The following is a 23,433-nucleotide window of genomic DNA, read 5'->3' as shown; positions in this document are numbered from 1 at the left end:
CACTCGTGGTTGCCGTCGATCTTCCGGGATTTCTTCAGTACGCGCAGGCCGCACCGGAGGCGCACGATTAAAGCGTCCGAGCCTTTAGAGGCCCGTGGCCTCCAGGCGGGTGGTCAGGGAGGTGTTGCGGCGGTGGCCCAGGCGGTGGACGGCCAGGTCCAAGGCGTTGCGCTGGCCCACCAGGACCACCCAGGCTCGGGCCCGCGTGACCAGGGTGTACAGCAACCTCCGCCGCAACATGATGCCCCCCGACTCCGCCACCAGTGGCGCCACCACGATCGGGTACTCGCTGCCCTGCGCCCGGTGCACGCTGATCGCGTAGGCGTGGGTGAGGTCGTCGAGTTCGTCGAAGGTGTAGGTGACCAGGTCGCCGTCGTCGATCTGGACGTCGGCCTGGCGTTCCTCCGGGACCAGGCGGGTCAGGGTGCCGGTCTCGCCGTTGAAGACGCCCTTGTCGTAGTTGTTGCGGATGGGCATGACCCGGTCGCCGACGCGGAAGACGGTGGAGCCTGACCAGTGTTCCGGCTTGTCGTCGGCCGCCGGGTTGCGTACTTCCTGGAGGCGGCGGCCCAGCTCGGTGGTGCCGGTCGTGCCTTTGCGCATCGGGCTCAGGACCTGCACCTGGGCCGGGCTGATCTGCTGTTTGCGGGGGATCGCCACCGTCGCCAGGTGGACCACGCGGTCGGCGATCGCCTCGGGGTCGTCGAGCGCCTCGAACCAGAAGCCGCCGCCGCCCGGAAGCTCCGGCAGGTCTCCGGTCCTGATCCGGTGGGCGGCTCTGATGATCGCGCTGCCCTCCGCCTGGCGGAAGACGCGGGTGAGGCGTACCCGGGGAATGCTCTCGACGGCGAGCAGGTCGGCGAGCACGCTGCCGGGACCCACGCTCGGCAACTGGTCGCTGTCGCCCACCAGCAGCAGGTGCGTGCCGGACGGCAGCGCCGCGGCCAGCCTGGTGGCCAGCCCGAGGTCGAGCATGGAGACCTCGTCCACGACGACGAGGTCGGCCCGGACGGGCGTCTCGTCGAACAGCGCGTCGGGGTCGGGTTCGTGGGCCAGGGCGCGGTGGATGGTCATCGCGGGCAGCCCGGCCAGCTCCGACAGGCGTTTCGCCGCCTTGCCGGTGGGCGCGCAGAGCGTGACGGCGCCGCCCATCGCGCGTACGGTGGCCGCCAGCGCCCTGACCGTGTGGCTCTTCCCGCAGCCGGGGCCGCCGGTGAGGATCGACAGCGTGCTGGTCAGGGCCATGGTGACGGCGGCGCGCTGGTCGTCGTCGAGGCTTTCGTCCTCCTGGTAGGAGCGCAGCGGCAGCGTGGAGCGGGCACGGGCCAGGCGGGCGAGTTCGGCGGTGAGCCGCAGCTCGCGGCTGTGGAGCTCCTTGGGGTAGACGGCGTCGGACTCGCGGACGACGCGGCGCTCGGCGGTCAGCGCGTCGAGGCCCTGCCTGATCAGCTCCTCGTCCTGCTCGATGAGGGCGATGGTCTGGGTGACGAGCGCGGTGGGCGACAGGAAGCAGTGGCCGCCGCCGCTGGCCGCGGCGTCGAGCCGGTCGAGCAGCGCCGCCTGGATGCGCTGCGGGCTGCTCTCCGGTACGCCCGACCGCAACGCGATCCGGTCGGCGGTGGCGAACGCGATGCCCCTGACCCGGCCGATCAACTGGTAGGGGTCCTTGGCCAGCACCTCGCCCGACTCGGCCCCGAACACCTGGTAGATCTTGGCCGCGAGCAGCGGGCTGACCCCGAAGCCCTGGAGCACGACCATCAGCTCGGCGACCGCCTTCTGCTCGTGCCAGGCCTCGACGATCTGGGCCTGCCGGACGGGGCCGATGTTGATGACCTCGCGCAGCCGTCCGGGCTCTTCGTCGATGACGGCGAGGCTGCGCTCCCCGAAGTGGCCGACGATGGCCTGCGCGAGCCTCGGGCCGATGCCCCTGATCAGGCCGGAGCCGAGGTAGATCTGGATCGCGCGGACCGTCGAGGGGGTGACCCGCTCGCAGCCGGTCACGGCGTAGCGGCGGCCGTGGCGCGGGTGCTCCTCCCAGGCCCCGGCCAGCCTGACCGTCTCCCCGGGCTGCACCCCGCCCAGCGCCCGCCCGGCCGCCACGAACCCGGCCCGGCCGTCCGCGCTCATGCGGGCGACGGTGTAGGCGTCGTCACGCACGAAGACGAGCTGCTCGACGGACGCTTCCACGTTTCGAACCCTAGGCCATGCCACCGACAGCCCCGGAACCCGTGACTATTCATTCTGATATATCCATGCGACGATCGAGGTCTCAGTCGATTCGGGCGAGGTGGCCGTGCTCAACGGTCGCGACATCCTTCGCGGCAAAGACCGCACGCTGTTGCCCAATCACCTCAGAATCATCCGGGCGCTCATGTGCGCACCGATGAACCAATTGGATCTGACGCACCATTGCGGCGTCGCGCAGCCGACCATTTCCAATGCTCTCGGCGCGCTCCGGGAAAGGGGAATAGTCGCCGCCGCGGCCGGACGCAATTCCCCCGCGCGGCTGCACCCGATGACGGGCGTGGCGGTCGGCGTCTCGCTCGACGCCACGGGCTGCACGGTCCTGGCCAAGCGCCTGGACAGCCACGCCGCCGCCGATCCGGTACGGCTGCCGCACGGCCTGGAGGGCACGACCTGGCCCGACGCGGTCCTGGAGACGACCGGCAGGCTCATCGGCGAGTTGGGCGAGGCGGCCACGCACCTGGCGGCGATCGGCGTGGCCGTACCCGTCGCCGTCGATCCCCGGTCCGGCCGTCCTGGCTCGCTGCCTCCCTGGTGGCCCGGCGACCTGGACCCGGCGGCCGTGCTGTCGGCCCGCCTTCCCGAGGTGTGCGGCCCCGACGCGCCGCGGGTGCTGCTCGACCGGGCGAGCACGCTGGGCGCGCTGGCCGAGCACATCCACTGCTTCCGGCGTGCCCCGCTCGTGGTGTTCGTGGACGTCTCCCGGCACGTCAGCGCCGGGATCAGGACCTCCGACCGGATCGAGCGCGGGGCGCACGGCCGGGCGGGCGCGGTGGGCCACCTGGTGGTCAGGCCGGACGGCCGGCCGTGCTGGTGCGGCAACCGCGGCTGCCTGGAGACCTACCTGAATATCGATCTGATGCTGGCGGACGCCAGACGCGCGACACGGGCGCCGCACGCCTCCCTGGCCGAGGTGGCCGGCGCCGCCGCGGGCGGTGACCGGAGCTGCCGCCGCATCCTGCGGGAGGGCGGGGAACTGCTCGGCCAGGCGCTGGGCGCCGTCTGCACCGTCCTGAACCCCTCGGTGATCGTGGTCGGCGGCGAGGTGGCCAGGGCGGGCGGGCTGTTCCTGAACCCGTGCCGGGCCGAGATGGACAGGTTCACGCCCGACGCGGCGGAAGTGGTCGCCAGCACGCTGGACGACGCCCCGGCGACCGGCGCCATGATGCTCGGCATCACCGGACATTCCTGGCTGACACGCGAAGCTAGGCGAGGCACACCCGTCACTCGTGACACTCGGCTAGAGTCTGCACATGGCAGAGGCGGAGACCACGCCTGATTTCGGGGAGCCCGGGCAAGCGGCCTACGAGCCGCCTCTTCTCATACGACTGGGTCGCGTTGGCGACCTCACCCTCGGCAGCTCTTCCAGTGGAAAATCCGACGCCAACTCGCAGTACTACTGGTGACCCGCCAGGCTTCGCCGTCACCGTCGACCCCGCGCCGCCCGGCGAGTTCCGCCTGTACGGGCGGTGGCCGGCCGACCAGGTCCTGACCGTCGAGCACGGCGAGACCCGCCTGGTGGCGCTCGGCCACCGGCTGCCCCAGGCCGACGCCGCGACGGCCGATCTCGCCGACGCCGTGCGCGCGGGCGACTTCGACCGGCTGGGCCGCTGGCCGGGGTCTGGGCTGGTGGTGGTGCTGAGCCCGGCGGCGGTGCTGGTCTATCCCGATCTGGCCGGGCAGTTCGGCGTTCACTTCGCCAGCCGGGCCGGCCGTACCGTGATCGCGCAGCACGCCCGGGTGGTCGCGCGGATGGCGGGGCTGGCGCCCGACCCGCTGTCGGCGGCGGTGGCGATCGCCTGCGCGGACGTGCTGCCGCTGGCGGCGGGCCGCTCGCCGTTCGCCGGGGCGCGCAGCGTCGAGGGCGGCCAGGTGCTGGAGGTGACCGGGCGGGGCACGCGGGTCCGGGTGCACCATCCGCGTGCCGTCTTCCCCGGCGCCGGGCTCGCGGACTCGGCGGATCTGCTGCGCCGGGCGCTGGTGTCCGCGGTGGACGCGCGCTGCGGCGATCCGGCCCGCCGCGTCACCGCCGACTTCAGCGGCGGCCTCGACTCCACGTCGATCGCCGCGCTGGCCGCGCGCCGGGGCGCGGCGCCGGTCGAGGCCGTCGTCTACCATCACGCGAGCGCTCCTGCGGACGATCTCGCCCATGCCGTACGCGCCGCGCGCGCCACCCGCGGCATCGTGCTCAGGCGGGTGGTCGGCGACCAGCACACCCTGCCCTACCAGGGGCTGCACCGGCTGGAACCGGCGGAGGAACCGGTGACGGGCCTGCTGGCCGTCCGGCGGGCGGCGTTGCGGCTGGACTGGGCGGCGGCCCGCGGCTCCGGCGCGCACCTCACCGGGGAGGGCGGCGACGCGCTGCTGTGGAGCGGGCCCGCCTACCTGGCCGACCTGCTGGCTCCCGGCTCGCTCGCCCGGCTGTGGCGCGACGGTCACGCGCTGGCGCGCATGCGGGGCCTGTCGCCCGCGCTGCTGGTCACCCGGGCAGCACGACTGGCCGGGACGCCGGCCCGGCGTGCGCTCGGCCGCCTCGCCGCCGACCTGCGCCGGCCTCCCTCCCGCGACGCGACCGCCTACGACGCGCTCACCTGGTGGAGCCCGCCGGGCGAGGTGCTGGGCTGGCTGTCGCGCGAGAGCCGCGAGGGTCTCGCGGAGTCGGCGGGCGACCCGGCGACGGCCGGGCGGGCCGCCGCGCTCGGCCCGCCGTCCGCGCACGCCACCCACCTCGCGCTGCGCGAGGCCGCCGCCGCGCAGCGCTTCCTGCGCGAGCTGGGCGCCCGCCGCGGCCTCGCGGTCCACGCGCCGCTGCTCGACAACGACGTCGTCGAGTCCTGCGTACGCCTGCGGGCCGCCGAACGGGCCGACACCAGGACCTACAAGCCGCTCCTGGTGCGGTCGGTCGCCGGGCTCGTGCCCCGGCAGGTGGTCGAGCGCGCGGGCAAGGGCGACTACCTGGCCGAGGAGTACCAGGGCGCCCGCCGTGCGGGGTCTCGCCTGCACGCGCTGATGGGCAGTAGCCTGCTGGCCGACCTGGGCGTGATCAGGCCGGAGGCGGTACGGCTCAGCCTCACGAAGCTGACCAGCGGCGTGCCCGTCCCGCTGGGCCCGCTGAACCGGCTGCTCGCGCTCGAGCTGTGGCTGCGTGCCCTGGACTCTCAGGAAGGGAGGGGATGACGTGGGCCTCATCGTCGCGCCCCACGTGCGTGTCGAGGCCGGCGTGCTGCTCGACGGCGACACCGGCCTCCTGTACGCGCTCAACGCCACCGGCGCCGGCCTGCTGGCGACGCTCACGACCGGCGGCGGCGTCGACGAGTGCGTGGCGGCGCTGGCCGAACGTTTCCCCGAGGTGCCGCTGAGCCGGTTGTCGGCCGACGTCTCCACGCTGGTCGCCGAGATGGTCGGCGCGGGCCTGCTGCTGGTGGACCGGCCCGCCGCGGCCTCGGTGCCGATGGCCGAGCCCGCCGCCGCGCCGCCCGTCCGGCCGCGCGGGGCCGTGGCCTCGCTGTTCCTGGTGGCCTGCGCGCACCTGCTGCTGCGGATGAGCTTTCCGGCCGTGTGCCGGCTGGTGAGCAGATCACGGCGTACGGCGCCGCCGCCCGCCCTGGTCGCGGCCGAGGAGATGGTCAGGGCGGTGCGCTGGGCGGCCGGCCGCTACCCGGGGCGGACCGCCTGCCTGGAGACCTCGCTGGCCGTGGTGCTGTGGGGGGCGCTGCGCGGACGCCGCGTGGACTGGTGCATCGGCTTCGTCACCGAGCCCTACCGATTCCACGCCTGGGCGGAGGTCGGCGGCGAGCCCGTGCTGGAGCCCGAGGTGGGCGCGGACCACCACCGGCTGGTCGTCCTGTGAGGGGAAAGAGAAGTGTGGCGGTCCCGGAATTGATGGGGCCGGGCCCCGCGAAAATGCGCGGAGAATCCGCCGGAGCTTTTCTCCGCCCGGCCACGGCGAAAGCTGTATCCGAATAATTCTCGCCGCCGTTTCCCGGCGATCACCGGCGGAACCTCTCTAGAGAACCCGCCTAAAATCGGGGTGACGGGAATGGGGCGGTGAGAAATGCTGCGATTGCCGGGCCGGGTGTTCTTCGTGTGCGTGGCGGTGGCCGTGGTCGTGGTGGTGACCGTGATCTGGCCCGCGTGGGCCACGCCTTTGGGCGCCGCCGTGGGAGTGGCGGCGCTGCTCTACCAGATCGCCAGGGACGGGCGTAAGGACCAGGACTAGCCGGTCATTACCATGATGCGGTGGAGAAGCTGGAGGAGCGGGAGTGGCGGCGGCGGGCCGAGGCGCACGAGCGCCGGGTCGACGCCTGGATCGGTCCGCATCTGCGCAGGCGGCAGGCGCGCGAGACGCATCCGGTCGAGGACTTCCTGTTCAGCTACTACAGCTTCCGCCCGGCCAGGCTGCGCCGCTGGCACCCGGGCGCCGGGGTGGTGCTGCTGGGGGCCGAGGGTCTCGGGACCGAGTACGTGGACGTCGAGGGCGGGCAGCGCCTGGACACGACCGGCCTGCTGGACAAGCGGATGGCCATGGTCGAGTGGACGGCGCGGCTGCTCGGGGCGACGGCCGGCCGTACCGGACAGTTCGGGTGTTTCGGGATGCACGAGTGGGCCATGGTCTACCGCACCGACGAGGTGCGGCACGCCAGGCAGCCCCTCAGGATGGCGCCCCAGGAGATCGCGGCGGTGGTGGAGGCGCGCGGGGTGCGCTGCAGCCACTTCGACGCCTTCCGCTTCTTCACCGAGGCGGCCAGGCCGCTCAACGTGCTGGAGCCCACCCGCGAACGCCAGGCCGAGATGGAGCAGCCCGGCTGCCTGCACGCGAACATGGACCTCTACAAGTGGGCCTACAAGCTGTCGCCGCTGGTGCCGAGCGAGCTGATCGCCGACTGTTTCGCGCTGGCGCGGGAGATCCGCGAGGTGGACATGCGCGCCAGCCCGTACGACCTCGGCGGGCTGGGCTACCGGCCGATCCCCGTCGAGACGGCGGCGGGGCGGACCGAGTACGCGGCGCTGCAGCGGGGGTTCGCGCTGCGGGCGGCGCCGCTGCGGGCGCGGCTGCTGGACGTGTGCGAGCGCCTCATCGCGATTGACGCCCGGGTGTGAGGAGAACTACGTTCTGGATACCGGCTGGTCGGTACAGGAGCGTGGTGTATGCACATCAGGGGCAAGGTCGCCGTGGTCACCGGGGCGGCGGGCGGGATCGGGCGGGCGATGGCCATGCGCTTCGCCGCCGAGGGAGCGGCCGGGGTCGTGGTCGCCGACCTGGACGGTGACGGCGCCGCCGCGGTGGCCAAGGAGATCGGCGAGCGGGCGGTGGCCGTGCGGGCGGACGTGTCCGTGGAGAGCGAGGTGGCGGCGCTGGCGAGCACGCCCTTCGGGCCGGTGGACCTCTTCTGCAGCAACGCCGGCGTCATCGCCGGTCACGGGCTGGACGCGGCCGACGCGGAGTGGCAGACCCTGTTCGGGATCAACGTGATGGCCCACGTGTACGCCGCTCGCGCGGTGGTGCCCGGCATGGTCGAGCGGGGCGGCGGCTACCTCGTCAACACCTGCTCGGCGGCCGGGCTGATCAGTTGCCCAGGCGACGCCCCCTACGCGGTCACCAAGGCCGCCGCGATCTCCTTCGCCGAGTGGGTCTCCATCCACTACGCGGGCAAGGGCGTCAAGGTCAGCGTGCTCTGCCCGCAGGGCGTGCGGACCGGGATGCTCAGGCGCGGGGTCGAGGAGGACCACCTCACCGCGCGGGCGGTCGGCGCGTCAGGCCCGATCCTGGAGCCGGAGGAGGTCGCGGCGGCCGTCGTCGCGGGCGTCGAGGCCGAGCGGTTCTTCATCTTCCCGCACCCGGAGGTGCCCGAGTACGTGCGGCGCAAGGCCGACGACCCCGACCGCTGGCTGGCCGGGATGTCGCGGTTCGTGGAGTCGTTGTAACGGTGGAGGACCTGGGCCCTTTGTTCCGCCTGGCCGCCGACCACGGGGCCGGATTCCGCCGTTCCCTGCCCGAGCGGCCGGTCGGCGTGCCGGTCGACCAGGACGCGCTGGTCGAGGCGTTCTCCGGGCCGCTGCCCGCCGCCCCCACACCGCCCACGCAGGTGCTGGCGGAGCTGCTCGCCGCCGCCGAGCCAGGACTGGTCGCCGGTGCGGGGCCGCGTTACTTCGGGTTCGTCGTCGGCGGCGCGCTGCCCGCGGCGAGCGCGGCCGACATCCTCGCGACCGGCTGGGACCAGATGGCCACCAACGTCGTCTCCTCGCCCGCCGCCCTGGCCGCCGAGACCGCGGCCGGGGGCTGGCTGAAGGAGCTGCTGGGGATTCCGGCGTCGGCTTCGGTGGGGTTCGTCACCGGATGCCAGGCGGCCAACACCGCGGGGCTCGCCGCCGCGCGGCACCACGTGCTGGCGGAGGCGGGCTGGGACGTGGAACGCCGCGGGCTGCCCGGCGCGCCGCCGATCCGGGTCGTGGCCGGCGCGGAGCGGCACGGGACGATCGACCGCTCGCTGCGGCTGCTGGGCCTGGGCGGCGACGTGGTCGAGGCGGTGCCCGCCGACGCGAACGGCGCCATCGACCTCGGGGCGCTGCGCGACCGGCTGGCCGGAGCGCCCGCGGGGCCGCTCATCGTCTGTCTCCAGGCGGGCAACGTGAACACCGGCGCCTGCGACCCGCTCAGGCAGGCGTGCGAGCTGGTCCACCGCCACGGCGGGTGGGTGCACGTGGACGGCGCCTTCGGGCTGTGGGCGGCGGCGGCCCCCTCGACCCGGCACCTGGTCGACGGGCTGGACCTGGCCGACTCCTGGGCCTGCGACGGCCACAAGTGGCTGAACCTGCCCTACGACTCGGGGTTCGCGTTCTGCGCCAGGCCGAGGGTCCACGGCACGGCGATGTCGTACGCGGCGGCGTACCTGGTCGGGTCGGGGGGCGTGCCGGAGGGCGCGGACCTCACCGCGGAGTCCTCGCGGCGGGCCCGCGGCTTCGCGGTGTGGGCGGGGCTGCGCGAGCTGGGGCGCGACGGGGTCGCGGCGCTGGTCGAGCGCTGCTGCGCGCTGGCCCGCCGGTTCGCCGAGGGGCTGGCGGCGGCCGGGTTCGAGGTCGCCAACGACGTGGTGCTGAACCAGGTGCTGGTCGGCTTCGGCGACGACGCGCGCACCGGCCGGGTGGTGGCGGACGTCCAGCGGGACGGCACCTGCTGGGTGGGCGGCACGACCTGGCGCGGGCGGCGGCTGATGCGGATTTCGGTGGCCAACGCCACCACGACCGAGGCGGACGTGGACCGCTCGCTGGCCGCGATCGTCCGCCTGGCCGGCTGAGCTCACCGCGTGCGGGTGACCATCTTGTCCCAGGCGCGGTCGGGCAGCAGCCGGTTCATCCGCAGCAGCAGCTTGGCCAGGTAGCCCATGGCGTAGCGGGCCTTCGGCCGGCTCGTCTCGATCGACAGCAGGATCGCCCGCGCCACCACGGCCGGGTCCGACGCCTTGGTCCCGGGACCGAACGCCTCCTCCGCCTTGTCGGCCATCGGCAGCGCGACGTCGGCGTAGGCGCCCTTGCCGGAGATCTCGCGCAGCTCGCGCGGGGTCTCGTCCTCGAACTCCGTCCTGATGATCCCCGGCTGCACGAGCACCACCTCCACCCCGAACCGTCCGACCTCTTGCCGCAGGGTGTCGGAGTAGGCCTCCAGCGCGTGCTTCGAGGCGTAGTACCAGGCTCCGAGGGGCAGCGCGATCTCGCCGCCGATCGAGGAGACGTTGACGATCCGGCCCGACCGGCGCTCACGCATGTACGGCAGGGCGAGCTGCACCAGCCGCGCGGGCCCGAAGAGGTTGACCTCGAACAGCTCGCGGGCCCGGTCGAGCGGGGCCTCCTCGGCCGAGCCGTGCAGCCCGATCCCGGCGTTGTTGACCAGCGCGTCGATGCGGCCGTGGGCGTCGATGACCGTGCTGACGACGCGGGCGAGGTCGGCTTCGCGGGTGATGTCCATGGCCAGCGGGTGCCCGCCGGCCGCGCGCAGCGGCTCCATCCGCTCGACGCGCCTGGCCACGCCGTACACGGTGTGGCCGGCGCGGGCGAGCTCGATCGCGGTGGCCTTGCCGATGCCGGAGGAGGCGCCGGTGACCAGGCAGACTTTAGGCGTTCTCACTGTAGATCCACCTCTCGTAGGGCGGCAGGATCTGATCGATGGTGGTGAGGAGCTCGGCGGCGGCCGTCTCCAGGGCGGGCCGGCCTGGCTCGGCCGGGGGCTCGAAGGCGTGCCGTACCACGAAGGCGAGCGCTTCGGCCCTGTCTTGCACGTCGCGGGCGGCGGTGGGGTCGTAGGCGTCGAGCAGGTAGAACCCGGCGTGGGTGGCGGCCAGCGTGTAGTGCAGGTCGGGGACGTCGTCGCGCATGAGCTTGTGGCGGATGAGCACGTCGTAGAAGTTCGAGGCGGCCATGAGCTCCCTGCCCCTGGCGACGACGTCGGTGAGCCCGCCCCGGGGGAAGCGGGCGTCGCCGGAGAACAGCTCCCGCAGCACGGGGTTGCCCATGACGAGCAGGTAGGACTCGCTCAGCAGCCGGTGCGGCCTGACCACGGCGGGCTCGGCGCGCAGGGCGGCGCGCAGCGCGTCGGTGTAGGCGACCGCCTCGCGCAGGAACACGGCCTCGAAGAGCTGCTGCTTGGTGCTCCAGTGCAGGTAGACGGTGCCCTTGCCGATGCCGGCGCGCTGGGCGATGTCCTCGACCGTCACCTTCTTGTATCCGAGCTGGACGAGCAGCCCGGCGGCGGCGTCGAGGATCCGGTCGGCGCGTTCTCGCACGCGTTCCTCCCTTCTGACTTTGTGACCAGATTTGAAATCCGGTCAATCAGTCATCAGCGTACGCCTGCCGGAACCGCTTGACCACCTTGCAACCGCTTGTAATCATCGGATGTCTGGAGGTGCCATGCGATCTCGCGCGCTCACCGTCATCCTGATCCTGTTATCGAGCCTGCTCTGGGCCCTGCCGGCCGGAGCGGAGGTCGAGCATCCCCGCCAGAAGTGGATGCGCGACTCCACCGCCGGGCTCTTCCTGCACTGGGGCATGTTCACCGCACCCCGCCACCTCGACTGCGCGGCCTGGGAGCGCGACGTCACCGAGGGCGGCTGGAGCGCCGGCTACTGGGTGGACGAGGCGCGCAAGCTCGGCGCCTCGTACATCGTGCTGGCGACCTTCCACAGCCGGCTCGGGTACGCCCGCCCGTGGCCGTCCAAGATCCCCGGAAGCTGCGCCACCGAGCGCGACCTACTCGGCGAGCTGGTGGCGGCCGGCAAGGCCAAGGACGTGCGGATCATCCTCTATATGACCGACGACCCGCAGTGGCACAACGAGCAGGGCGTCTCGACCCTCGACTCGGCCGCCTACTCCGCCTACAAGGGCCGCCAGGTGGACCTGACCACCCGCGACGGCTTCGGCATGTACTCCTACGACCTGTTCTTCGAGGTCATGGAGAACTACGCGGACCTGGCCGGGTTCTGGATCGACAACGACAACGCCTACTGGGAGCAGAACCGGCTCTACGAGCAGATCAGGGAGCGGCGCCCGTCCTGGTTGCTGAGCAACAACAACGAGGACACGCCGATCATGGACACGGTCAGCAACGAGCAGAAGACTGGCATGACCCCGTCCTACGACTACCCGCAGGCCGCCTGGACGCCGATGCCCCGCCTGGTCGAGGCCGACTACAAGCTGCCGACCACCGGCCAGTGGTGGTACGACGGCGGCAACCACCCCGTCGACACCCGGCTCAGCACCGGCCGCTACATCACCAACGCGGGCTCGTCGATGAAGTCGCTCATGGCCGAGACCCCGATGGTCAACGGCAGGTTCCCGCCCCAGCAGGCGGCGTTCAACGACTTCATGGCCGGTTGGGTCCCGCCCATCCGCTCCTCCCTGTACGGCACCGAGGGCGGCGGCTACATGTACGGCGGCATGCAGCCCGGCTTCTGGAACGACGGCGCGCACGGGGTGATCACGGTGGAGCCGGGCGCGCGGACGCAGTACGTCCACGTCGTCACCCGCCCCCGCACCGACCACGTACGGCTGCGCGACAACGGCTACTGGGTCACCCGCGTCAGCGACCTGCGCACCGGCAAGAAGCTGCGCTTCCACCAGTCGGCCGGGCACCTGACGATCCTCGGCATCACCGACTGGGACCCGTACGACACGGTCTTCAAGGTCGAGACCGCCGGCCAGCGCTTCTACCACGACGGCGTCCGCGCCGCCGCCCCCGGACTCGTGGACGGCGACTTCTCGACCTACTGGGACAACAAGGGCCGGCTCCCGATCTCCACCACCCTCGACCTGGGGCAGCGCCGCGTCCTCACCTCGCTCGCCGTCAACCAGCGCGAATGGTCGCCCACCTACGCCCGCGAGAGCTTCGGCCGCCCCGAGGACTCCGCGCGCATCAAGGACTACCGCGTCTACCTGAGCTCCGACGGCAAGGACTGGGGCAAGCCCGTGCGCACCGGCGCCCTGCGCAGCGCGCGCGGCGTGCAGTTCATCGACCTGGGCGAGCAGCGGGCCCGCCACGTCAGGCTGGAGGTGCTCGACACCTGGGGCGGCCCGCAGGCCCCGCGCTACCACCGCCAGGTGCGCATCGACGAGATCAAGGTCGCCTACGCGCACCCGTTCTCCCTCGGTCCGGCCGCGCCCCTTGAGGCCGAGCACGCCGACCGGGCCGGCGGCGCCCGCCCCGACCTGTGCCGCACCTGCTCGGGACACTTCCGGGTCACCGGCCTGCAGCGTGGCACGCTCACCTTCGACGACGTGACCGTGCCCGAGGACGGGACCTATCGGCTGCAGATCGACCACACCTCCGGCACGGACACCTCGGTGAAGGTCGCGGTCAACGGGGCCGCGCCGGTCGAGGTGCCGGTCAAGGCCGATGCCAAGGACGTGCCGGTGGCCACGGCGCTGGCCGTACCGCTGAAGAAGGGCGCGAACACGATCTCGCTGGCGGAGAGCGCGGCCGGGATCGACAGGATCGCGATCGCGCCGCTGCCGCCCGCCGCCCAGGTGCCGACCACGACGCTGACCGTCGAGCCCGGCGGCCTGCAGTGGGTCGGTCCTGGACAGCAGGCGATCAAGGTCTCCGCCACGTTGCGGCTCGACGCCGACGACCAGCTCGACCAGGTCACGCTGGCACCCAAGGCCCCGCAGGGCTGGACGGTGCAGGGTGACCCGGCGACCGCGGTCACCATGCGGCTCGGCCAGACGCTCTCCGCGACCTGGACGCTCACCTCGCCGCCCGGCCAGGACGTCACCGCCGCCGACATCCCGGTCACCGCGGCCTTCCAGGTACTCGGCCGCCCCGCCCAGACCTCCAAGCAGGTCAGGGTACGGCCACGCCCCGCCGACCGGGTCTGGATGCGCGAGGCGGAGGACTCGGCCAACCAGCTCGGCAGCGCCGGCATCACCGGCTGCGGCCCGTGCTCCGGCGGGCAGAAGGTGCGCAACCTGGGCGGCGCGCCCGACGCGTACGTGCTGTTCGAGAACGTGAGCGTGCCGGAGGCCGGGACCTACACGCTGTTCGCCGACTACACGGTCAACGGCCCGCGCTCGTTCTTCGTCACCGTCAACGACGGGACGCCGGTCGAGGTGCGGGTGGACGGCGTCGGCAACAACACCCCCTACACGACCAGGGTCCCGGTGACCCTCGGCGCCGGGCAGAACACCATCAAGATCCACAACGACAACGGTTCCGCGCCCGACCTGGACCGGCTCTCGCTCGGCCGACCCACCCCCTGAGGAGCACCACATGCACGACACCGTCAGCCGCCGCGCCCTGCTGGGCGCGGCGGTGGCCGCCGCGGCGGTCCCCGCGCTCGCCGCCACCCCGGCCTTATCGGAGGGGGAGCGCGCTCCCAAGGACGACTCGTCCGCCCTGCTGGAGCAGTGGGCGTCGGCGCCCGGCGCCCACCCGCTCGTCCCCGACGTCTCCCGCGCCGGCTACCGGCTCGGGTCCAAGCCGCCCAGGCACGGGCGCGTGGTGGCGAAGGTGACCGACCACGGCGCGAAGGCCGACGGCGTCACCGACTGCGCCCCCGCCTTCAACGCCGCGCTGAAGGCGGCGGGGGAGCGCGGCGGCGGCGTCGTGCTGGTGCCGCCGGGCACGTACCTGCTGAACTCCCCGGTCTTCATGCACTGGTCGAACGTGGTCCTGCGCGGCTCCGGGCGGGACCGGACGATCCTGCACTTCGCCAGGAGCCTCGACGACGGCTACCGGCCCGCCCGCCAGTCGAACGGCAACAGCCGCTGGTCGTGGACGGGCGGCCAGGTGTGGTTCATCTCCCCGGAGCGCAGGGCGCTGTCGGAGTCGGAGGACTTCGCCGGCACCGAGAACTGGCTCATGGGCGAGACGCTCGCCGAGGTGTCGGCGGCCACGCGCGGCGCGCGCACGCTCATGGTCTCCGACACCGCCAGGCTCCGCGCGGGCGACATGGTGCTGCTGGAGACCGAGAACCGGCCCGACGCGGGCCTGCTGAAGCACGTGGCGGGCGACATCCCCGGCACCAGGACCTACGACTGGCCGCGCCGCGCCCCGCAACTGGTGACCGGCTCGGGCGGGCAGTACGTGCAGTACTCCTCCTTCCAGTGGCCGGTCAGGGTGGCGGCGGTCCTGGGCCCGCGCCTGGTCAGGCTGGCCGAGCCGATCCGCTACGACCTGCGCCCCGAGTGGCCGGCCAAGCTGCGCGCCCTCGGCCCGACCGTGCACGACAGCGGGGTCGAGCGCCTGACCGTGCGCAACGCGGTCGTCCCGATGACCGCCCACAACAAGCACCCCGGCTCCAACGGCGTCTGCTTCCAGGCGGTGCACGACTGCTGGGCCTACGACGTGCGGGTGGAGAACTGCGACCTCGGCTTCGGCTTCACCACGGCCAAGTCGAACACGCTCAGCCACGTGGCCGTGGGCGGCAGGGCCGCGCACCACAGCTTCGCCTGCCGGATGCAGTCGCACGACAACCTGGTCGAGGACTTCGAGATCGAGGCGTTCACCGTCCCCGTGCCGTCCGGGGCCGTGCACCACGGGCTCAACCTGGAGGGGCTGTCCTCGGGCAACGTCTGGCGGCGCGGCACCATGGCCGAGGGCACCTTCGACACCCATCGCGGCCTGCCGTTCGAGAACGTCAGGACCGACATCACGCTGGTCAACAACGGCAGGGTCGGCGGCTCAGGCGCCTCGGGCCCGCTGTTCGGCGCGCGCATCGCGCACTGGAACGTGCGCATCACCGGCGCCAGCCCGTACGCGCTGACCATCGCCGACGTGGCCCCGCGCAGCGTGTCGATCGGCATCCAGGGGGCGAGCGGCGGCAGCGAGCTCACCCCCGACTTCACCGGCGACCTGGAGAGCTTCCAGGGCGATCACGGCGTACGGCCGCGCGTGCGCGACCTTTACCAGGCCCAGCGGGAGATTATTGACAGGGACTGACAGGAAGAAGAAGCTTTCTTTCGTGACGACAGGTCGTGGTGTCTTAGCCGTCCTTGCCCTCCTCCTCACGTCCCTCCTGAACCCGGTCCTCCTGAACCCGGCGCCGGCCGCCGCCTCGGTGGCCGCGGCCTGCGCCGTGGATCCGGCCACGCCCAAGCGGCAGTTCCGCGCCATGTGGGTGTCCAGCGTGGCCAACATCGACTGGCCCAGCGCCACCGGGCTCAGCGTGGCGGCGCAGCAGGCCGAGTTCCGCTCGTGGCTCGACCTCGCGGTGCAGAAGCGGATGAACGCCGTCGTGGTGCAGGTCCGGCCGACGGCCGACGCGTTCTGGCCCTCGCCGCACGAGCCGTGGTCGAACTGGCTGACCGGGACGCAGGGGGGCAACCCCGGCTACGACCCCATGGCCTTCATGGTCGCCGAGGCGCATGCCAGGAACCTGGAGTTCCACGCCTGGTTCAACCCGTACCGGGTCGCCAACCACGCCGACCCCAACCGGCTCATCTCCAGCCATCCGGCCAGGAGGAACCCCGGCTGGCGCTTCGCGTACGGCGGCAAGCTCTACTACAACCCCGGCATCCCCGCCGTGCGCTCCTTCATCCAGGACGCGATGATGGACGCGGTCACCAGGTACGACGTGGACGGCGTGCACCTCGACGACTACTTCTACCCGTATCCGGTCAGCGGGCAGACGATCCCCGACTCGGGCACGTTCGCGCAGTACCCCAACGGCTTCACCAACATCCACGACTGGCGGCGCGACAACGTCAACCTGCTCATCAAGGAGCTGGGCCGGCGGATCGACGCGACCAAGCCGCACGTGCGGTTCGGGGTGAGCCCGTTCGGCATCTGGCGGAACGCGGGCACGGACCCGCTCGGCTCCAACACCTCCGGCCTGCAGTCCTATGACGCGATATATGCGGACTCGCGGCGGTGGGTGAAGGAAGGCTGGATCGACTACATCACGCCCCAGCTCTACTGGCACATCGGCTACAACGTCGCCGACTACAAGGTGCTGACCGCCTGGTGGGCCGGCGTGGTCAGGGGCACCGCCGTGCAGCTCTACGTGGGCCAGGCCGCCTACCGGGCCGGCGTCGACCCCGCCTGGCAGCGCGCCACCGAGCTGTCCGACCACCTCACCTACAACCGTCAGCACCCCGAGGTACGCGGCGACGTCTTCTTCAGCGCCAAGGACGTCAGGGCCAACCGGATCAACGCCGTCTCCACGATGACCGCCGCCCACTACTCCAAGCCCGCCCTCCTGCCCGAGCACGGTTCCGGGGCGGCGCCCGGCGTGCCGTCGATCACCTCGGCGACCCGCGCCGGCGGCGGCGTGGCACTCGCCTGGCAGGGCGGCGGCACCGCCTACGCCGTCTACCGGGTGAACGGCTCGCCCGCCGCCGACCCGTGCTTCTTCGCCGACGCCCGCAACCTGCTGACCACCACCCGCGCCACCACGTTCACCGACGCCTCCGCCGCCGCGGGCAGCACGTACACCTACTACGTGAGCGCGCTCGGCCGGACCCACCAGGAGAGCGCGCAGAGCGCGGGCCGGGTGGTGACCGGAGGCGACGGCGGCACGTTCAGTGTGATCGTCGACAACGCGGGCGCCGGGTTCACCGCCGGTGCCAACTGGGGCACCTCCGCCTTCTCCGGGCAGCGCCACGGCGCCGACTACCGCTACGCCGCGCCGGTGGCGGCCAGCGACCCGGCGTGGTTCAGCGCGGCCATCCCCGCCGCGGGCAGCTATCGGGTCGAGGTCTGGTATCCGGCCGATCCCGGGTACAACAGCGCGACGCCGTACCTGGTGGCGGGGCAGACCATCAGGGTGGACCAGCGGACGGGCGGCGGGGCGTGGCGCAGCCTCGGGACCTTCACGCTGGCCGCCGGGAGCGCGAACGTCGTCGGCGTCAGCAGGTGGACCTCCACCACCGGCTACGTGATCGCGGACGCGGTGCGGATCACCAGGGTCTGACCCGTCAGCCCCGGACCGCCAGGTCGCGGCGGTCCGGGTCCGGGGGCAGCTCGCCGAGCACCCGGGAAACCGTTTTCCATGCGGCCCATGCAAACACGCGAGCCTTGCCGGACACAGCGCCCCGGCTTTCAATGATCTCCTAGGCTGATCTAGGAGGAGAGCCATGCGTGGCTTACGCGCATCAGCAAGTGTCCTCGCGTTGACCCTTTTAGCCGTCCTGTCCGCGACCCCGGCCGTGCCCGCGGCCGTGACGGCGGCGCCGTCCGCGGACCCGGAACCCGCCTCGCTCATGACCCTCTCGGTCCCCGACCGCGCGACCCTCGAACGCCTGGTCGCCCAGGGCACCGACCTCACCGAGCGGGTACGCCCGCAGCCGGACGGCAGCATCAGGGTCGACGCCGTCCTCACCCCGAGCCAGCTCGCCGCGCTCCAGCCGCTCGGCGTCGCCAAGGCCGATCCCGCCGCCCCCGCGCCCGCCCCGCCCCAGAACAAGGGCGCCGCCGTGGCCGACCAGATCGTCGTCGAGCGCGCCGTCTACTGGAAGACGCGCGACGGCTACTTCCTGTCCGTCGAGGCGACCAGCAGCGCGGGCGGGGCGGCCGTGCTCACCGCCGCCTGGCGCGGCTCGCGGGGCAGCGGCGGCCAGGTGCCGATGGTGGCGTACGTGGACGCGGGCGCCTATCTCGGGCACCAGTTCGCGACGCCGTCGCCGGTCGACGCCCGCCCGCAGTGGGTCACGGTCACCTCGGCCGGCGGCGGCACCGCCCAGGCCAGGGTCAGGGAGTGGCCGGACGGCGAGCGTCCCGACAGGACCGTGCCCGGATACCAGAAGGACTTCGTCAGCCAGTACATGCCGCCCGACCAGCTCAACGAGCGCGTACGGGAGCTGCACCGGCGCTACCCCCACCTGACCGACGTCATCGCCCTGCCCAACAGGACGAACGGCTACCGCCGCCACGCCCAGGCCCAGTTCGGGACCGTGGTCGTCACCTCGCTGGCCTACGGTTCCGAGGGCGGCAACGACCTGGCCGTCGAGCTGGTGGACCCGGGCGCGCCCGACCGGCCGCTGCGGGTGACCGTCAACGGCAAGATCATTTCGGTGAGCCTGGCCACCGGGCCCACCGGGGCACTGGTCAGCACCGCGGCCCAGGTCATCGCCGCGATCAACGCGGGCGCGGGCACGCTGGTGAAGGCGACGCCGTACCGGAACGACCCGGGGACGGGCGTGCTGGCGGCGGCGGCGCTCACCCAGCTCACCGACTTCCTGAAGGCGCCCGCGAGCGTGTCGCGCAAGCCCGCGACGGTGCTCGCGCTGCGCATCGGCGAGCGGCGGGACGGCTCGCGCACCGGCGTGCTCGCCTACGCCCAGGAGCACGCGCGCGAATGGGTGACGCCGCTGGTCACCATCGAGGCGGCCGAGCGGCTGCTGCGCAACTACCGGCGCGACCCCGGCACCCGCAGGCTGCTGAGCCGCACGGACATCTTCATCGTCCCGACCGTCAACCCCGACGGTGCGAACTACAGCTTCTACGACTTCAACATGCAGCGGAAGAACCTGGTCAACCACTGTCCCGCGCAGCAGGCCGACCCGGCGCTGCGCAACACCTGGGGCGTGGACATCAACCGCAACTACGCCAGCGGCTCGCTGTTCGACGGCTACTTCGGCGCCTCGCCGAACTGCCAGAGCGGCAACTACGCGGGCCCGGCCGAGCACTCCGAGGCCGAGAGCCGCAACGTGATCTGGCTGGCCAAGACCTACCGCAACATCAAGTTCGCGCTCAACGTGCACAGCTACGGCGGCTACTTCATGTGGCCGCCCGGCGCCTACAAGCTCGACGGCCGGGTCACGCTGCCCCGGCCGAGCCCCGCCGAGGAGGCGTACTTCCTCAAGTCGGCGCGGACGATCGAGGAGGCCATCGCCTCCTCGCGCGGCACCGTGACCTGGCCGCAGCAGACGGGCCCGGTCACCGACGTGCTGTACTCGGCGGCGGGCAACTCCGCCGACGAACTCTGGTACGACTACGGCATCTACGGCTGGGACTTCGAGGTCGGCAGCGACATCTGGGACCCGGTCACGAAGACCTGGCAGGGAGTCGGCTTCCAGCCGCCCTTCGAGGAGGGGCACCAGGAGGCGCTGGAGTTCGCGACCGGGCTGATCAGCCTGATCGGGGTCGCGGCGGACTACCGGTCCAAGGGTTGAGTCACGGGTGCCCGCTCCGCTGAGGGGCGGGCACCACTCTTGCTCACTTCTGCGCGTGCGTGATACCAATTGCGCAAATAACGGCCTGGGCCGTAAATGCCCCGAGGGAGCGCGACCGTGCTCCCGACAGCGCAGGGAGAGTGTTCCGCATGCCACTCAACGCCTTAGCAGCGGTCGCGCTGGCCGCAGGACTGGTGAGCGCGCCGGCGCCCACCGTGGAGGATCTCGGCCCGGCCTCCTCGGTGACCTCGATCAGCGGCGCCGAGTTCGTCGGCGACAAGCTCTACCTGGGCACCGGAGGCATCAAGCCGACCAGGATCGGCGCCTACGACCCCGCCCAGCGCAAGGTCACCTCGATCACCGACCTGCCCTCCGGCGACGGCACCTGGGCCACCGCAGCCGTCGGCTCCGACCTGTACGTCGGGACGTACTCGCCGGGCGACATCCACAAGGTCGACACCACCACCGGCACCGCCACCAAGGTCGCCGACGTCAAGCCGGACAACTTCATCTGGAGCATGGACGCCGCCGCCGACGGCAAGATCTACGCCGGCACCTACCCCGGCGGCCGGGTCGTCGAGTACGACCCCGCCACCGGCCAAACCCGCGACCTCGGCCAGGCCGCCGCGGGCGAGCAGTACGTGCGCAGCATCGCCGTGGACGACACCACCGTGTACGCCGGAGTCGGCGCCAAGGCGCACCTGGTCGCCATCGACCGGGCCACCGGCGCGAAGAAGGAGATCCTGCCCCCCGAACTGGCCGACCGCACCTTCGTCGGCACGCTCGCCCTGGAGAACGGGCTGCTGGCCGCCGGGCTCTCGGCCACCGGCGACCTCCTGCTGATGGAGACGGCCGACACCTCCAAGCACGTGCTCGTGGACGCCCCGGGCGACTCCTACGTCACCGCCATCGGCATCGACGCCGCCAACAACGACGTCTACTTCGGCACCCGGCCCTCCGGGACCCTCTACCGCTACGACCGCGACAGCGCGAAGCTGGACAAGCTGGCGGTGCCGTACGACGGGGCGGCCTTCAACCGGATCTTCGTGCGCGGCGGGAAGCTCGTCGGCGCCCTCACCAGCTCCGTGGTCGAGTACGACCTGGCCACCGGCGAGCTTACCGGCGTCGACCTGACCCAGGCGGGGATGCCGCCCGCGCCCGAACTGCCCATGGCGATCGCCGTGGCCGGAGACCGGGTCCTGGTCAGCGGCAAGGCCGGGATCCAGGTCCACGACCCCGCCGCCGGGACGAGCACGCGGACGTTCCTGCCTGGCGAGGCCAAGGCGATGACGCCGGTCGGCGACCAGGTGTACCTGTCGGTCTACACGCTGGCGTACCTGTTCAAGATGCGCCACGACGGCACCGGCCTGACCAGGCTGACCCGCGCGGGAGCCGAGCAGAACCGCCCGCTCGACGCCCACTACGACCGCCTCACCCGGCGCCTGCTGATGGGCACCCAGCCCGAGTACGGCCTGCACGGCGGCGCCCTCGCCCTCTACGACCCGCGCCGCAACGCCGTCGAGACCTTCCGCGGCGTCGTCCCCAACCAGTCGGTACGCTCCGTCACCTCCTTCGCCGGCACCGCCTACCTCGGCAGCGAGATCCAGGGCGGCCTCGGCACCACCCCGGTCGAGAAGGAGGCCAGGCTGGCCGCCTTCGACCTGTTCACGAAGAAGACCCGCTGGAGCGTCGTGCCGGTCCCGGGCGCCACCCGCATCTCCGACCTGGTGGTACGGCACGGCAAGCTCTACGGCCTGGCCTCCACCGGCGTGGCCTTCGAGTTCGACCTCCTGCGCCGCAAGGTCACCAGGACCGTGCCGGTGCCGCTGCTCAGCTCGGGCTCCGGCACGCTGATCGAGGCCGGCGGCCGGATCTACGGCAGCGACGGCAAGCGGATCTACCGGCTGGACCCGCGCGCCATGACCGTCACCACCGTCGTGGACGGCCTGGCCGGCCAGGCGTACGGCGACCAGCCGCTGCTGGCCGCCGCCCCCGGCGGCCGGACGCTCTACGCGCTGAAGGCCCGCAACCTGGTCCGGATCAAGCCGGGCTCCTGAGCGAGGCGGCCTCCTGGCCGCGCGCGTACCTCACCGGGCTTTTGGGGGCTGCGCTCGCGGGAGGAGGCGGACCCGCGGCGCTACATCGGCTGATGTAGCGCCGCGGGCGCTTCGCGGCGGACGCGCCGGAGACCGGCCCGAGGGACGGTTGGGTGCGAAACCGATCGCGAAGGAGACCACAGATGATCACGCACGCCGCCCTCGCCGCCGCCACCGCCCTGTCCCTCACCACCGGGCCGGTCGTGGACTGGTTGAAGGAGCACGCCGTCCCGCTGGCCACGATCGACCCGGCCGCGCCGCTCGGCGACCTCGCGCCGCTGGCCAGGATGATTGGGGACGCCAAGATCGTGGGGCTGGGCGAGTCCACGCACGTGGCGCGGGAGGAGGCGCTGCTCAAGCACCGGGTGATGCGGTACCTGGTGGAGGAGCGCGGGTTCCGCACGATCGCGTGGGAGGAGGACTGGACCACCGGGCAGATCGTCGACCGCTACGTCGTCAAGGGCGAGGGCGACCTGGACGCCGTGGTCAAGCAGATGACCACGACGTGGCAGGCCGAGGAGGTCAGGGACGTGCTGCGCTGGCTGCGCGCCTACAACGCCACTCATGCCGACAAGGTGCGCTTCGTCGGGGTCGAGTTCTACGCCACCCGTCCGGCCGCGTACGACGCGGTGATCAACCACGTGGCCAAGGCGGCCCCCGACCAGGTCGACCAGGTCAGGGCGCACCTGGCCGAGATCCGCCCGCCCTCCGACGACGTGGGGAAGTACCTGCGCGAGCTGTTCGAGAGCGGAACGGACATGAAACCGTATATCGCCCACGCGCAGGCTGCTTACGACGTGGTCGAAGGCTTGCCCGCCTCCCGCGCGCAGGCGCTGGCCCTGCACAACGCCCGCCAGATCGTCTCGTTCTTCGAGTACCTGGACCGCAGGGCCGACACCGGCTACCGCGACCAGCAGTCCTCGCGCAACCTGCGGTGGTGGCAGCGGTTCTCCGGTGACAAGGTCGCGTACTGGGCGGCCAGCGCCCACACCGCCAACGCCCCCGACCTGCGCCTGTCCCTGCCGCCCGCCCCCGAGCGCCGCTTCGCCAGCGCGGGCTCCCACCTACGCCGCTGGTACGGCCCGCGGTACCTGTCCATCGGCTTCACCTTCGACCACGGCACCCTGAAGATCGGCGGCCAGCCGGTACGCATCCCCCGCCCACCCCGCACCTGGGCCGATCGGCCCTTCGGCGACGTCCGGATCCCCCAGTACGCCGTGGACCTCCGCGTCAAGACGCCACCCCAGCTCAACCAGCCCACGAAGATGCGCGCCGTCGCCAACTACGACCCGAACCGCCCCTTCGACTACTACATCCACGGCGGCTCCCTGACCCAGTGGTTCGACGTCATCATCCACCGCCAAACCGTCACCCCCCTCCGCCTGCTCCCCTAACCCCACCACCCAGCCCACTCCACCTGGCCCACCCGCTCCGCCCACCCGCTCCGGCCACGCTGCCTCGCCCGTCCCGACTCGCCCGCTCCGGCTCGGCACCT

General features: G+C 72.4%; 17 protein-coding genes. 14 read left to right on the top strand and 3 right to left on the bottom strand.

Annotated features, from left to right (window positions below):
* Positions 1-84: 84 nt before the first annotated feature.
* Positions 85-2,187 (bottom strand): ATP-dependent RecD-like DNA helicase, encoded by a 2,103-nt coding sequence (locus ACIBEJ_RS49530; protein ID WP_397190014.1) that lies wholly within the window; start codon positions 2,185-2,187, stop codon positions 85-87.
* A 328-nt stretch (positions 2,188-2,515) separates the two neighbouring features.
* On the opposite strand from ACIBEJ_RS49530, the gene ACIBEJ_RS49525 reads away from it, so the two are divergent.
* The 8 genes from ACIBEJ_RS49525 (at position 2,516) to ACIBEJ_RS49490 (ending at position 9,539) form a co-directional block, all read left to right on the top strand.
* Positions 2,516-3,523 carry an ROK family protein gene (locus ACIBEJ_RS49525; RefSeq protein WP_397190013.1) on the top strand — a complete coding sequence of 336 codons (1,008 nt, stop codon included), beginning with the start codon at positions 2,516-2,518 and terminating at the stop codon, positions 3,521-3,523.
* Entirely contained in the window at positions 3,498-3,650 is a 153-nt protein-coding gene (locus ACIBEJ_RS49520) for a lasso RiPP family leader peptide-containing protein (RefSeq protein ID WP_397190012.1), read from the top strand. Before ACIBEJ_RS49525 ends, ACIBEJ_RS49520 begins: the two co-directional genes overlap by 26 nt.
* On the top strand, positions 3,613-5,421 hold the full coding sequence (locus ACIBEJ_RS49515) for an asparagine synthase-related protein (protein WP_397190011.1): 1,809 nt from the start codon (positions 3,613-3,615) through the stop codon (positions 5,419-5,421). Before ACIBEJ_RS49520 ends, ACIBEJ_RS49515 begins: the two co-directional genes overlap by 38 nt.
* A 1-nt stretch (position 5,422) precedes the next feature.
* Complete coding sequence (locus ACIBEJ_RS49510; RefSeq protein WP_397190010.1) at positions 5,423-6,094, top strand: lasso peptide biosynthesis B2 protein; 672 nt, start codon at positions 5,423-5,425, stop codon at positions 6,092-6,094.
* Between the two features lie 204 nt (positions 6,095-6,298).
* On the top strand, positions 6,299-6,463 hold the full coding sequence (locus ACIBEJ_RS49505) for a hypothetical protein (protein ID WP_397190009.1): 165 nt from the start codon (positions 6,299-6,301) through the stop codon (positions 6,461-6,463).
* 20 nt (positions 6,464-6,483) lie between these two features.
* A complete protein-coding gene (locus tag ACIBEJ_RS49500; RefSeq protein WP_397190008.1) occupies positions 6,484-7,344 on the top strand; it encodes a 3-methyladenine DNA glycosylase in 861 nt (286 codons plus the stop codon).
* A 48-nt stretch (positions 7,345-7,392) separates the two neighbouring features.
* The gene (locus ACIBEJ_RS49495) at positions 7,393-8,169 is read left to right on the top strand and encodes an SDR family oxidoreductase (protein ID WP_397190007.1); all 777 of its coding nucleotides are present in this window, start codon (positions 7,393-7,395) and stop codon (positions 8,167-8,169) included.
* 2 nt (positions 8,170-8,171) lie between these two features.
* Positions 8,172-9,539: a pyridoxal phosphate-dependent decarboxylase family protein gene (locus tag ACIBEJ_RS49490; RefSeq protein WP_397190006.1), complete on the top strand. Its 1,368-nt coding sequence runs from the start codon at positions 8,172-8,174 to the stop codon at positions 9,537-9,539.
* 2 nt (positions 9,540-9,541) lie between these two features.
* On the opposite strand, the gene ACIBEJ_RS49485 is transcribed toward ACIBEJ_RS49490, so the two are convergent.
* Positions 9,542-10,366: an oxidoreductase gene (locus tag ACIBEJ_RS49485; RefSeq protein WP_397190005.1), complete on the bottom strand. Its 825-nt coding sequence runs from the start codon at positions 10,364-10,366 to the stop codon at positions 9,542-9,544.
* Positions 10,353-11,021: a TetR/AcrR family transcriptional regulator gene (locus ACIBEJ_RS49480; protein ID WP_397190004.1), complete on the bottom strand. Its 669-nt coding sequence runs from the start codon at positions 11,019-11,021 to the stop codon at positions 10,353-10,355. Before ACIBEJ_RS49480 ends, ACIBEJ_RS49485 begins: the two co-directional genes overlap by 14 nt.
* A gap of 124 nt (positions 11,022-11,145) precedes the next feature.
* On the opposite strand from ACIBEJ_RS49480, the gene ACIBEJ_RS49475 reads away from it, so the two are divergent.
* From ACIBEJ_RS49475 to ACIBEJ_RS49450, 6 genes are all read left to right on the top strand, one after another.
* Positions 11,146-13,989, top strand: coding sequence for an alpha-L-fucosidase (locus tag ACIBEJ_RS49475; RefSeq protein ID WP_397190003.1), 2,844 nt, complete (start codon positions 11,146-11,148; stop codon positions 13,987-13,989).
* 10 nt (positions 13,990-13,999) lie between these two features.
* A complete protein-coding gene (locus ACIBEJ_RS49470; protein ID WP_397190002.1) occupies positions 14,000-15,670 on the top strand; it encodes a glycosyl hydrolase family 28-related protein in 1,671 nt (556 codons plus the stop codon).
* A gap of 22 nt (positions 15,671-15,692) precedes the next feature.
* On the top strand, positions 15,693-17,642 hold the full coding sequence (locus tag ACIBEJ_RS49465) for a family 10 glycosylhydrolase (RefSeq protein WP_397190001.1): 1,950 nt from the start codon (positions 15,693-15,695) through the stop codon (positions 17,640-17,642).
* 199 nt (positions 17,643-17,841) lie between these two features.
* Positions 17,842-19,842 (top strand): M14 family metallopeptidase, encoded by a 2,001-nt coding sequence (locus tag ACIBEJ_RS49460; RefSeq protein ID WP_397190000.1) that lies wholly within the window; start codon positions 17,842-17,844, stop codon positions 19,840-19,842.
* A 149-nt stretch (positions 19,843-19,991) separates the two neighbouring features.
* Positions 19,992-21,899 (top strand): PQQ-binding-like beta-propeller repeat protein, encoded by a 1,908-nt coding sequence (locus ACIBEJ_RS49455; protein ID WP_397189999.1) that lies wholly within the window; start codon positions 19,992-19,994, stop codon positions 21,897-21,899.
* Positions 21,900-22,081: 182 nt separating this feature from the next.
* The gene (locus tag ACIBEJ_RS49450; protein ID WP_397189998.1) at positions 22,082-23,332 is read left to right on the top strand and encodes an erythromycin esterase family protein; all 1,251 of its coding nucleotides are present in this window, start codon (positions 22,082-22,084) and stop codon (positions 23,330-23,332) included.
* The last annotated feature ends 101 nt before the right edge of the window (positions 23,333-23,433 follow it).

It is taken from the genome of Nonomuraea sp. NPDC050790 (assembly GCF_044456745.1).
Lineage (GTDB): Bacteria > Actinomycetota > Actinomycetes > Streptosporangiales > Streptosporangiaceae > Nonomuraea.
Note: the sequence above shows the minus strand (reverse complement) of the source record. Positions and strands in the feature narration are given on the sequence as shown.

Excerpts from the sequence above, each read along its gene's own strand:
- ACIBEJ_RS49525 (WP_397190013.1), top strand. The coding sequence starts at position 2,516 with ATGACGGGCGTGGCGGTCGGCGTCTCGCTCGACGCCACGGGCTGCACG.
- ACIBEJ_RS49520 (WP_397190012.1), top strand. The coding sequence starts at position 3,498 with ATGGCAGAGGCGGAGACCACGCCTGATTTCGGGGAGCCCGGGCAAGCG.
- ACIBEJ_RS49505 (WP_397190009.1), top strand. The coding sequence starts at position 6,299 with ATGCTGCGATTGCCGGGCCGGGTGTTCTTCGTGTGCGTGGCGGTGGCC.
- ACIBEJ_RS49495 (WP_397190007.1), top strand. The coding sequence starts at position 7,393 with ATGCACATCAGGGGCAAGGTCGCCGTGGTCACCGGGGCGGCGGGCGGG.
- ACIBEJ_RS49475 (WP_397190003.1), top strand. The coding sequence starts at position 11,146 with ATGCGATCTCGCGCGCTCACCGTCATCCTGATCCTGTTATCGAGCCTG.
- ACIBEJ_RS49470 (WP_397190002.1), top strand. The coding sequence starts at position 14,000 with ATGCACGACACCGTCAGCCGCCGCGCCCTGCTGGGCGCGGCGGTGGCC.
- ACIBEJ_RS49455 (WP_397189999.1), top strand. The coding sequence starts at position 19,992 with ATGCCACTCAACGCCTTAGCAGCGGTCGCGCTGGCCGCAGGACTGGTG.
- ACIBEJ_RS49450 (WP_397189998.1), top strand. The coding sequence starts at position 22,082 with ATGATCACGCACGCCGCCCTCGCCGCCGCCACCGCCCTGTCCCTCACC.